Raw genomic sequence first — 11,515 nt, 5'->3', positions numbered from 1 at the left:
ATAAAAAATTTTGACGAATAGTTAAAAAAGATTTACAATTAAAAATATTATGACAGAAGAAATAAAAAAACAAAATAACAGTTCTGAAAAAATCTCCGAAACTAATGGAAGTCAAGAAAAGAAAAAATTAAAATTTCTTTTCATTTCATTGGAAAGTTTAAGCGGCGATTTGGCTTGGCAAATAAAAAAAGAAGGACATGAAGTTAAATGCTATATTAAAGCCAAATCAGATGCAGATGCTTATGACGGATTCGTAGAAAAAATTGATGATTGGAAAAAATATGTAGATTGGTGCGATGTTGTTATTTTCGACGACGTGGAATTCGGACCTGATGCGGAAAAATTGCGCCAAGCCGGAAAACCTGTTATCGGCGGCTCTGTTTACACTGATCAATTGGAAATAGATCGCGAATTCGGACAAACAGAATTAAAAAAATACGGAATTAACATTCTGCCTCATTATAATTTTTCAAATTATGACGAGGCAATTAATTTTATTAAAACCAATCCCGGCCTTTATGTTTTTAAACCTTCCGGTAATACTCCGTCCGGCGGCAAGGGATTGTTATTTTTAGGACAAGAGGATGATGGCCGCGACATTTTAGCTTTGCTTGAAAAAAATAAAGAAGTTTGGCAAAAAAAAGCACCGGTCTTCCAACTTCAAAAATGCGTCTCCGGTGTAGAAATTGCCGTAGGAGCATTTTTCAACGGTCAAGAATTCATTAAACCGGTTATTGTCAATTTTGAACACAAAAGATTATTCCCCGGAGACCTTGGTCCTTTTACCGGAGAAATGGGTACAGCTGTATTTTGGGCTAAAACCAATCCCATTTTTGAAGCAACTTTGGAAAAAATGAAACCCGCCTTGGCGCAATCCGGTTATCGCGGTTATATTGATTTAAATTGTATAGTTAATGGACGAGGTATTTATCCCCTTGAATTTACATCTCGCTTCGGTTATCCAATCCTTCAAATTCAATTGGAGGGAATAACCACTCCAACCGGCGAATGGCTGGAAAAACTGGCCAAAGGAGAAAATTTTGAATTAAAAACAAAAAAAGGATTTCAAATTGGAACAAGAATTATGCTTCCAACTTATTTTACCAGTGATAAATCAGTAATTGAAACTTATAAAGACTTACCGATACTTTTCAAAAAACCAGACAACTTGGACGGCATTCATATAGAAGATGTTAAAATGACAGAGGGCGCTTGGCGAGTTGCCGGTGATTCAGGATGCTTGTTGGTTGTTACCGGTTCCGGCACAACCATGGACGACGCCAGAGAACAAGTTTATTCAAGAATTAAAAATATTATGGTGCCCAATATGTTTTATCGGGTTGATATCGGATCAAAATGGTCTGAAGATTCGGACAAATTGCAAACCTGGGGATACCTTTACTAAAATCAGTAATTTAGAAAATAATAAAATCGGAAGTTTAACTTCCGATTTTATTATTTATAATACTTTTATTTAAACCCCGCACACCAAACTCATCGTTATATTATCCAAACTAATAAAGCCGTAGAGCGAAACGCCTACGGCTTTATTAGTTTAAAATAAAAAGTTTAATGTTAAGTTTGGTGTGAGGGTTCTCCAAATTCTAGTCCCGCTTTTAGCGGGAAGAATTTGGGAAAAAATAATTAAACCAGTTTTTCAAATTAGATATTTTTTCATTAAAACTTTTGTTGATTGATTTTGCTGTCTGGTCAGTTTGAGTATTTTGAGAAGTTATAACCACTACCTGCTCTCCCGGTTTTTGCAAGCCTAATTTTTCACGAGCGACTTTTTCTTGAAAATAATCAGTTTGCATTTTCTCTATTTTATCAATGGCTTCTTTATTCTCTTTTTCCAATAAAGAATTTTGGGCTTCCAATTTTGAAAGTTCTTTTTTCAATTTTATCTGCTGATTTATTTCTTGGATCGCCGTTATCAAACTGAAAATTAAAACTAATATCAATAAATAAAACAAACTTCTGGAAGCAATTATTTTTCTAAAATTTGATTTCTTCTTTATCATAAATCTATTTTTTTATGATAGCCAAGTATGCTTCTGGTGGAATATCAACTTTTCCCAAGCGCGCCATTTTTTGTTTTCCTTTTTTTTGCTTATCCAATAATTTATTTTTGCGGGTCACGTCGCCTCCGTATAATTTCGCCGTCACGTCTTTACGAAGAGGTGATATTTTTTCCGAGGCTAAAATTTTTCCGCCAACCGCGGCTTGAAGTTTAACTTCGAAAAGCTGACGCGGCAGAATTTCTTTCAAGGATCCGACAATTCTGCGGCCTGAACGAAGAGCCCAATCTCTATAAACAATGCTGGATAATTGCTCTATTACGTCGCCGGCAACCAATATGTCCAGTTTAACCACATCGGTCGGCCGATAGCCCATAAAATCATAACTGTAAGAAGTATAACCGCTGGTTATACTTTTAAGTTTGTCGTAAAAATCAACCAAAAGCAAAGCTAATGGCATTTCGTAATGAAGAACGGCCCTCTGAAATTTCCCATATTTTTCGCCGGAAATATATTCCAATGACAAGAAAATCCCCAAATATCCTCTTAACAATTCCATAATTGAACCGATATAGGTAATCGGCGTGACAATATCAATCTTAACCCATGGTTCTTCGATTTTATCAACCTGACTCGGATCTGGAAATTCCGTCGGTGAATAAATAAGTTTACTTTTTCCTGTTTTTAATTTTATATTATAAGATACGCTCGGCGAAGTGATAACCAAATCAAGTCCATATTCTCTTTTTAATCTTTCTTTTACAATATCCAAATGCAAAAGTCCGAGAAAACCGACCCTGAATCCCATTCCAAAGACAGATTGATCAGCCACTGAGCCGATCGGCTCAAAAGTCAAACTGGCATCATTTAATTTTAATTTGCTTAAAGCTTGGCGCAATAATTCTTTTTTGGTTCCTTCTTTTGGATAAATACTGGCAAAAACCATTGGTTGCGGTTCTTTATAACCTTCAAGCGCGGTTATCTGGGATGGAAAACAAGCGGCCGTATCACCGACCCGACATTTTTCAATTTCTTTAAGACCGGTCACTATGTAACCGATGTCGCCCGCTTCAAGTTTATCCTGTTTTTTTAGACTTGGACTGAAAATACCAACTTCCAGGGTCGGAAAAATCACTCCACTACCCAATAATTTAATTCTATTATCTATTTTAATAACTCCTTTAAACACTCTGACATGCAAAAGCACTCCCTTATATTCGTCAAAATGAGAATCAAAAATAAGAGCTTGAAAAGATTGTTTTGATTCATCTTTCGGCTCAGGAACTTTTTTTATCACCGCTTCCAAAACTTTTTCTATGCCGATTCCTTTTTTGGCGGAAATGCAAATAATTTCAGATTTATCAATATTTAAAAGATTCGCCAATTCTTCTTTCACAGCTTCCAAGTCAAAATTAGGCAAATCAATTTTATTAACAACCGGAATAATGGTTAATCCTTGTTTCTTGGCCAAATGAAGATTTGCCAAAGTTTGAGCTTGAATCCCCTGACTTATATCAACCAACAGAATCGCTCCTTCAACCGCGGCTAAAGAACGCGAAACTTCATAAGAAAAATCAACATGGCCGGGTGTATCAATCAAATTAAAAGTATAAACCTCTCCCTGATAAGAATATTTCATGGTTACGGGCTGAAGCTTAATGGTTATGCCTCGTTCTCTCTCCAGCGGCATCAAATCCAAATATTGGGGCTTCATTTTGTCTTTGGTGATTGTATTAGTAAATTCCAAAAAACGATCGGCTAAAGTTGATTTGCCGTGATCTACGTGACTGATAATGCAAAAATTGCGCACCCGTTTTGTTTCCATATTAATTTTTAGAACGAAACTTAAATTTTCTAACAACAAATTGATGAACAATTTCCACTTCCGGAAATTGCAAAATAAAAGTAATAATCAAATAAAATAAAATACCGCCGATCAAAGCGCAAGTACTTTGAATTAAAACGCCGGTAAAAGTTTGTAGATTTAGCAGTAATGCCATCTTATGACTTATAATCTGGACAAAACTCGCCATAGCCAGAGAAACAAAAATAATTCGTCCAAATGATAAAAATATTTCTTTTTTTCCGAAATCGCCGATTTTTTTATTAAGATAAAAATAAAGCAAGCCGATATTTATAACGGAAGAAATTGAAAAAGCCAATGCCAAACCGCTGATTTTCATCAAGTGTCCAAAAATAATGCAACCGATAATATTTATCACAAAACTGACTGCGGCAATAATGGTCGGAGTTTTCGTATCTTGAATGGCATAAAAAGCTCTGGCAAAAACCGGAATTAAACTTTCAGAAAATAAAGAAATTGAAAACCAAGCCAAAGCTTGAGCGGTTAAAATAATGTCTTGCTGAGAAAAAGCGCCTGTTCCTAAAATCAATCTGACTATTTGAGTTTTTAAAATAATAAACAAGGCCGTAGCGGGAATTATCAAATATAAAATTCTTCTTATTGTTTTAGAAATTTGATGGGTAAAAAGAGCTTTATCTCCGTCAATAAAACTTTGGCTTAAAACCGGAAAAACAGCCAAGGCCAAAGAAACGCCAAAAATACCGATTGGAAAACTGACCAAATTAAAAGCCAAATTGTAAACAGCCACCGCGCCAACGGCAATTGAAGAAGCAATAAAAGTGGTGGCAATCAAATTAAATTGCCTGATCCCCAAAGCAAAACAACGAGGCAACATTAAAACACTGATTTTTTTAACAGCCGGATGTCGCCAATTGAAAATAAATTGTGGCCGATAACCGGTTTTAAAAAGACTTGGAATTTGAATTAAAAGATGTAAAAACGCGCCCAGAACCACGCCCCAAGCCAAACCGACAAATCCCATTTTTTTCACCAAAAATACAATACCGAAAATAATTCCCAAATTATACATTATTGATGCCAAACTGTAAGCTAACCATTTTTTGAAAGAATTTAAAATACTGCCGGCGATATTGCTGATTGTAAAAAATAAAATACTAATCAGCATTATTCTTGTCAATTTAATGGTTAATAATCTGGTCTCCAAATCAAAACCCGGCACCATTAATTTAGTCAAAACGGGAGCAAAAATAAAAAAGACAACCACTAAAAATAAAATGGCTGTCAATAAAATATTTAATAAGGAATTGGCAACTTTAAAGGCCTCTTTTTTATCTTTGGCAAAATATTCCAAAAAAACCGGAATAAAAGCAACCGAGAGCGCTCCTAAAACCAAAGTATTAAAAACCAAATCCGGCAATCTGAAAGCGGCATAATAAGCGTCCAGAATTTTACCGGCGCCAAAATGAGCGCTTAATAAACGATCTCTCAAGAGCCCGAGCAAGCGGCTCAAAATAGAAAAAAGAGCAATAATTATTGCTCCGCCGGCAACGGTTGATTCCAATTTAAAAAATCTTTTAAACATGGGAATTGATAAATTCTAAAAATTCTTTTTTAAATCTTTCTTTGTTAAATTTCAAAGCATGAGAACGGATTTTTTCCGGATTATAATTTTCCGGTTTGAATTTAATAATGGTTTCGGCTAAATTTTCCCAATTCTGCTCGTCAAAAAATTCTCCGGTTTCTCCTTCAATCACGGTTTCAAGTGCGCCACCCGCTTTATAAGCGATTACGGGTCGACCGCTGGCCATTGCTTCAACAACCGTAATACCGAAATCTTCTTCTTGTGGATGAATAAACGCTTTGCAATGTGATAAATAATGAGCTTTTTCTTTCTCTGAAACAAAACCCAAAAATTCTATATTCGGACCGGCGATTTTTCTCATTGCTTTGTCTTCGCCAATACCGATAAGTTTTAAAGGTATTTTTAATTTATTAAAAGTCTGAATAACCAAATCAACTTTTTTATAAGGTCTGAATCGCGAAACCATTAAAAAGTAATCGCCTATTTCATTTGAGATATGAAATTTATCCGTATCAACCGGGGGGTAAATTATCGTTTCCGGTTGACGGCGATAATATTTTTGAATTCTCTGAGCGACAAATTTTGAAATAGCGATCATGAAATCCGGTCTTTGCGCGGCAATAAAATCCCATTTTCTCAAATCAGTCAATATTGAAGGCAAAAATTTTTTCACCAATCGCTCTGCTCCGGTCAAGCCTTCAAGATATTCATAAGTATCTGACCATAAATAACGAGTTGGAGTCAAACAATAACAGATAAAACGGGTATGAGGTTTGGTAATCACTCCCTTGGAATATGCCGAAGTATTGGAAATAACCAAATCAAAATTATTCAAATTAAATCTTTCAATCGCCGCCTGCATTAACGGAAGATACCATCTGTATTTTTTAACGCCGAAAGGCAAATTTTGAATGGGTGAAACTTTAATATCATAATCTTTGAAATGCTTGCCCATCGTATCTTTGTCATAGAGCAAAGTAAAAACCGGCGCTTCGGGCCAAATTTCATGGAACACTTCCAGAACTTTTTCCGCGCCTCCATATTGAGTTAAAAAATCATGAATCAAAGCTACGCGCATACCAAAATTCTTAAAAAATTATTTTGCGGATTTCCTAAATAAAAGTAAAAATGGGCTGGCAATGGCAATGGAGCTATAAGTTCCGACACTAATACCGATGATCATTGCAATGGCAAAATCCTGAAGAGAAACTCCACCGAATAAATAAATCGCAATCAAGGCTAAAATTACAGCCATGCCCGTATTTAAAGATCGAACGATTATTTCATTGATGCTCTTGTTGATTGTTTCTTCCATGCTGCGAGTGCCATAAAGCAAAACATTTTCTCTGATTCTGTCAAAAACCACAATTGTATCATTAATAGAATAACCCAAAACAGTTAAAATAGCGGTAATAAAATTAGCATTAATTTCCACTCCTTTAAAATGACTCCAAACAGCAAAAAAACCACACATTACTAAAACATTATGCAGCAAAGCAACTATAGCCCCACTACTATATCTCCAATATTCGCCCTGACGGGAGAAATTAGCCAACTTTCTAAAAGCCCAAGCAATATAAAGAAACATTGCCATTAAAGCTAAAATAATAGCCCATTGAGATTTTCTCACCAACTCTCCGCCAATAATCGGACCAATGGATTCAAATTTAGATTCTTCCGCGTTATTGCCTAATGCCCTTAAAACAGCCTGATGCGTGTCCTCATTAATTTCTTTAAATCTTAAAACAAAACTATTTTGTCCTATGGTTTGAATATTAATTTCTCCCAAATTAAGAGGAGATAATTGCTGAACAATTTCAGAATTTACCGGTTTGTTTGTTGAATATTTAATCTCCATTAATGAGCCGCCGGTAAAATCAATACCGGGCTTAAGACCCCAAAAAATCAAAGCTAAAATTGAACAACCGCAAATAACGCCAGAAATAATAAAGAAAATTTTACGATGACCAATAATGTTATACATATATAATTTATTTAGTTACTAATTTTAAGAATGTTCTGGTAACAGTAATGGCCGTGAACATACTGATTAAAATACCTATGCCCAAAGTTAAACCAAATCCTCTTACTGTGCCTGAACCTAATTGATAAAGAATAAAACAAATAATTAGGGTTGTAATATTACTATCACAAATAGCTGTCCAAGCATGAACAAAACCATCGGAAATAGCGCTGGTGGAAGATTTTCCCAATCTTTCCTCGTCCTTAATGCGTTCAAAAATTAAAACTTGAGCGTCAACCGCCATGCCAATAGATAAAATAAAACCAGCTACACCGGCTAAGGTTAAAGTAACCGGGATTAATTTGAATAAAGCCAAGTTGATTAAAGCGTAAATAATTAAAATAATACTAGCTAATAATCCCCGTCCGCGATAAAAAATAGTCATAAATAACATAACCATCAAAAGACCCAATAATCCGGCAAGTAAACTGTTTTGCACTGAAAGTTTACCTAAACTCGGTCCAATATTTTGCTGACTGATTAATGTTATTGGTACTGGTAAAGCACCGGCAGAAAGTCTTGTCGCCAACTCTTTGGCCTCTTTCATATCAAATTTTCCGGTAATCACAGCCTTGCCACTGGTAATCGGTTCGTTAACTGTCGGGATACTTAAAGGAACGCCATCTAAAAATATCGCCACAGGTTTGGAAACATTTCTGGTGGTAATTTCTCCGAAAAGTTTTGTTCCTTCTTCATTAAATTCCAAAGAAACTTCCGGTTCATTGGAATTGGGATCAAAAGTCATTGTTGCACTTTTCAATTGTTTGCCGGTTAAACCGGTATATTGCCAATCAGTATTTTGCGGAGCCGTCTGAGCTTGAGTTAAAATTAAAATATGGCTGGCTGTTACTTCCATTTCGCCCTTATCATTTGTTCGTTCATCAACTTTTTTAATAATATGATAACCAAAAGATGTCTGGACCAATGTTTTTGTCGTTTCTCCTTTTTTCAATTGATCAAAAACCGCTGTTTCAAATTCAGGAACCATCATCCCCTTGGCAAACCAACCTAAATCTCCGCCTTTATCTTTTGAACCCGGATCTTCAGAATATTGTTTGGCTAATTTACTAAAATCAGCATTAGGCTGAAGCGCTTGCTGTAAAATTGATTCCGCTTTTTGTTTGGCCATTTGATTATATTGCGCAATTGCCGCCGGATCACTTGCACCTGTTTGCGGAGCTTGTTCTTTAAATTCCAAGGTCGGCGTTTCGCCAATCATTTTAATGGCATCACTGACATTTTTAATACCCGGCAATTCTACGATCACGCGCCAATCTTCTCCCACTTTAGCAGTTTGGATTAAAGGTTCGGCAACGCCAAAAACATTTACCCGTCGCTCAATTACGTCGCGCGCTCCTTCAACCGCTGAAACTTTTTGATCATCGGGAATTTGCGAAGTATTGGCTTGATAAATTAATTGCGTGCCGCCTTGCAAATCAAGTCCCAAGTGAACTTTTTGCTTGGTGAACCATTGATGTCCCGGAACCCAAGATGGAAGACGCGGAATATCAACTAAAAGAGACAAAACGGTTAAAACAACGATGCTTAAAAAAATTGTCCAAAGTTTATTACGAGTCATAATGTCTTTTTTCTAACAATTTAATTTAAATAAATATATGATTATTCTAACATTAACAAAAAAATAGTCAACTATTTATACCCAGGATTAACCTACTGATCAAACCCTCCTAAATTTTATTCATTAGCTTGACGCTTTCACAAAATTATGATATTCTAAAATCAGATCTTTTCTAAATAAAAAGGAGGTGAAAAATGAAAGAACAACCCAAAAAAGAAGTTCACTATAACACAGAAGTTTGGGTTAACCCGACAACCGAATCTTTGCGGAATAAAGAATGTCTTTGTTTCAATTGCTGTAAATCTAACCCAGGAGAAAAAAATAATTGCCCTATTGCACAAATGCTTTATGAAATTTGTAAAAAAGAAAATGTTGCCCTAATCATAACTCGTTGCCCTCATTTTGAAGGATAAATCGTCCTAAAAGTTTTTTCTTAAATCAGCCCTTGAAAAGGGCTGATTTTATTATTCGCAGTTAAAATACTTTTATTTTTCTAACCAGGATAACAGCTTTTCCAAAACTTTGCCAAAACCCGGCAATAATTTTAACTTATTCGCTTCTTGTAAGTCAACCCATCTATAATTTCTCGCCTCCCAATCAAGTTTTATTTTATTTGTTTTAACTTTTACCAATACCGGATGAACAATCCAAGTTTTTTTATATTTTAATTCGTCTTGATCAAAAATTTCTCCGAGCCGAATTTGTAAAATATCTTTTTTGTTAATGCCTAATTCTTCCCTTAATTCTTCTTCTACTTTTTCCGCCAAGGTTTTGTGGTCATCCAGAAATCCGGAAATTCCATTCCAATATCCGGGATAAAAATTCAATTTCTCGCTTCGCTGAACCAAGAGAAACTTATCTTTATATTTAATCACGCAATTAATCACCGGTGCCCAACGCGCTTTTGTATAGTCAATCTGGCCCGGTTTTGGTTTAAATTCTATTATTTTATATTTCATAACTCATTTTCCAATATATTTAAACCTCGGCATTTTCTTTCCATTAACTTCAACATTTTCAATAAACATTTTTAATGGTCGCACCCATAAATCATGGTCTCCATAAAGTTTTTTATACACCACTAATTCTTCAAGTGTTTCACTGTGTTTGGCGATACCAATTACTTCATATTCTTTCTCTTTGTAATGTCTATATTTTCCTAATTTAAGCATATTATTTTTCATATTTTGTTTTTAATTTGTAAAAAAAATTCTTTATCCTTTTGATGAGTCAATAGATCTGCGACTTTTTCTTTTTCATAAAATTTTTTAATCATTTCAACTTTTTCTTTGCGGTCGATTTTTTCATACATATCCAATTCATTATTTAAGGGCATGCAGGGAAGTTTAATTTTATCAAACTCTATATAAATTTTATCTTTCAAACTATCCGGTTTTCTGGAAATATTATTTACATTTCCCAAAACCTCAATTTCCATGCCATCAATTTCATAGAAACTTCTGAACGAATTTCTCCCTTCGCTTTCATCAAAATAAATTTCTTTCGTCAGATATTCTTTTAAAATTTCATCTATTTCTTTTATTATTTCCGGGGTGGTTAAAATATCAATATCTCTTGGTTTAATTTTCAAACCTTGGATATATAAATTCACCGAACCAATAAAAGCGTAATCAACGCTTTTTAATTTTTCCGAAATTATTTCCAAAACTTTATTAATTTTTTTCATTTTATTTTTAAAATCAATAAAAATTTTATGGGATATAGAATAAATTTTTCTTGTAGTTTTCTAAAACTTTCTTACTTGGAAAATACATCGGCGCAGGCAGATTATTGACATCAAACCATTTCCATTCAACAATTTCATCCGGTTCCATAACTTTCGGTTCTCCGCTGAAATTATCAGAAAATAATCCAATAGTAATAAAATGGGCATGTTCATTTTTGTCGTTATTAATACAGATAACCTTCATTTCATTCAATTGAATTCCTGTTTCTTCCAAAACCTCACGTCTTGCTCCATCTTCAAATGATTCACCATATTCAAGTTTGCCTCCGGGCATTGTCCATGTTCCCTCTCCGTGTAATTCTGAGTCAGCCTTTTCAGGATCAACGTGTCTTTTTCCCAAAAGAATTTTTCCTTCTTTTATTAACATTACTCCAAATCCCACTCCCACTTTTTTCTTAACTTGTTGTTCCATAAATTTTATTATTATATACTATGATTCTTCTAAAATAATTTTCTTTTTAAACGCCCCTCTTTCTTTTACTTTTTTCTTTCTCACTGCTTCAAGTTTTTTCTTGTCAAATTTCTTAAAATCGCAAATCGCGTTGATTACCTCCAAAATATCCGCCATTTCTTCAATGGTTTCGCTCTCAGAAAATTCTTTTATCTCCTCCTGTAATTTTTCTTTCAATTTTTGCCAATACTCTTTATTGCCAGCAATATGGATAATCGGCACACCGTTTTTGCTTTTTATATATTCCGGAATTTTATCTCTGACTAATTTATTATATTTCATATTTATTT

The 11,515-nt window shown here is 34.5% G+C and carries 13 protein-coding genes; 2 read left to right on the top strand and 11 right to left on the bottom strand.

The window, feature by feature from the left end; all coding sequences use genetic code 11:
- Window positions 1-49 precede the first annotated feature (49 nt).
- On the top strand, window positions 50-1,405 hold the full coding sequence (locus tag PHF10_02085; GenBank protein MDD5534520.1) for a phosphoribosylamine--glycine ligase: 1,356 nt from the start codon (window positions 50-52) through the stop codon (window positions 1,403-1,405).
- A gap of 211 nt (window positions 1,406-1,616) precedes the next feature.
- Here the strand turns inward: PHF10_02085 and PHF10_02080 are convergent, their stop codons facing one another.
- Genes PHF10_02080 through secD form a run of 6 tightly spaced genes read right to left on the bottom strand, consistent with a single transcriptional unit; the run spans window position 1,617 to window position 9,027 of the window.
- Window positions 1,617-2,021, bottom strand: a complete 405-nt coding sequence (locus PHF10_02080) for a septum formation initiator family protein (protein MDD5534519.1) — start codon at window positions 2,019-2,021, stop codon at window positions 1,617-1,619.
- Between the two features lie 4 nt (window positions 2,022-2,025).
- Window positions 2,026-3,843 (bottom strand): translation elongation factor 4, encoded by a 1,818-nt coding sequence (gene lepA, locus PHF10_02075; protein ID MDD5534518.1) that lies wholly within the window; start codon window positions 3,841-3,843, stop codon window positions 2,026-2,028.
- Window position 3,844: 1 nt separating this feature from the next.
- Window positions 3,845-5,425: a murein biosynthesis integral membrane protein MurJ gene (gene murJ / locus PHF10_02070; GenBank protein MDD5534517.1), complete on the bottom strand. Its 1,581-nt coding sequence runs from the start codon at window positions 5,423-5,425 to the stop codon at window positions 3,845-3,847.
- On the bottom strand, window positions 5,418-6,503 hold the full coding sequence (locus PHF10_02065; protein MDD5534516.1) for a glycosyltransferase: 1,086 nt from the start codon (window positions 6,501-6,503) through the stop codon (window positions 5,418-5,420). Before PHF10_02065 ends, murJ begins: the two co-directional genes overlap by 8 nt.
- A gap of 18 nt (window positions 6,504-6,521) precedes the next feature.
- Window positions 6,522-7,409, bottom strand: coding sequence for a protein translocase subunit SecF (gene secF / locus PHF10_02060; GenBank protein MDD5534515.1), 888 nt, complete (start codon window positions 7,407-7,409; stop codon window positions 6,522-6,524).
- Between the two features lie 7 nt (window positions 7,410-7,416).
- Window positions 7,417-9,027, bottom strand: coding sequence for a protein translocase subunit SecD (gene secD / locus PHF10_02055; GenBank protein ID MDD5534514.1), 1,611 nt, complete (start codon window positions 9,025-9,027; stop codon window positions 7,417-7,419).
- Window positions 9,028-9,221: 194 nt separating this feature from the next.
- Between secD and PHF10_02050 the strand changes: the two genes are divergently transcribed.
- Window positions 9,222-9,440: a hypothetical protein gene (locus PHF10_02050; protein ID MDD5534513.1), complete on the top strand. Its 219-nt coding sequence runs from the start codon at window positions 9,222-9,224 to the stop codon at window positions 9,438-9,440.
- Between the two features lie 72 nt (window positions 9,441-9,512).
- Here the strand turns inward: PHF10_02050 and PHF10_02045 are convergent, their stop codons facing one another.
- From PHF10_02045 to PHF10_02025, 5 genes are read right to left on the bottom strand one after another with little or no spacing between them, the layout of a single operon-like run.
- Window positions 9,513-9,986: an NUDIX domain-containing protein gene (locus PHF10_02045; protein ID MDD5534512.1), complete on the bottom strand. Its 474-nt coding sequence runs from the start codon at window positions 9,984-9,986 to the stop codon at window positions 9,513-9,515.
- A gap of 3 nt (window positions 9,987-9,989) precedes the next feature.
- Window positions 9,990-10,211, bottom strand: a complete 222-nt coding sequence (locus tag PHF10_02040) for a DUF1653 domain-containing protein (protein MDD5534511.1) — start codon at window positions 10,209-10,211, stop codon at window positions 9,990-9,992.
- Window positions 10,208-10,714 (bottom strand): hypothetical protein, encoded by a 507-nt coding sequence (locus tag PHF10_02035; protein MDD5534510.1) that lies wholly within the window; start codon window positions 10,712-10,714, stop codon window positions 10,208-10,210. Before PHF10_02035 ends, PHF10_02040 begins: the two co-directional genes overlap by 4 nt.
- A gap of 25 nt (window positions 10,715-10,739) precedes the next feature.
- Entirely contained in the window at window positions 10,740-11,186 is a 447-nt protein-coding gene (locus PHF10_02030) for an NUDIX domain-containing protein (protein MDD5534509.1), read from the bottom strand.
- An 18-nt stretch (window positions 11,187-11,204) separates the two neighbouring features.
- Window positions 11,205-11,507 (bottom strand): nucleoside triphosphate pyrophosphohydrolase, encoded by a 303-nt coding sequence (locus tag PHF10_02025; protein ID MDD5534508.1) that lies wholly within the window; start codon window positions 11,505-11,507, stop codon window positions 11,205-11,207.
- Window positions 11,508-11,515: the final 8 nt, after the last annotated feature.

The organism is Patescibacteria group bacterium, from assembly GCA_028716665.1.
GTDB lineage: Bacteria > Patescibacteriota > Patescibacteriia > UBA2591 > JAQUPP01 > JAQUPP01.
Note: the sequence above shows the minus strand (reverse complement) of the source record. Positions and strands in the feature narration are given on the sequence as shown.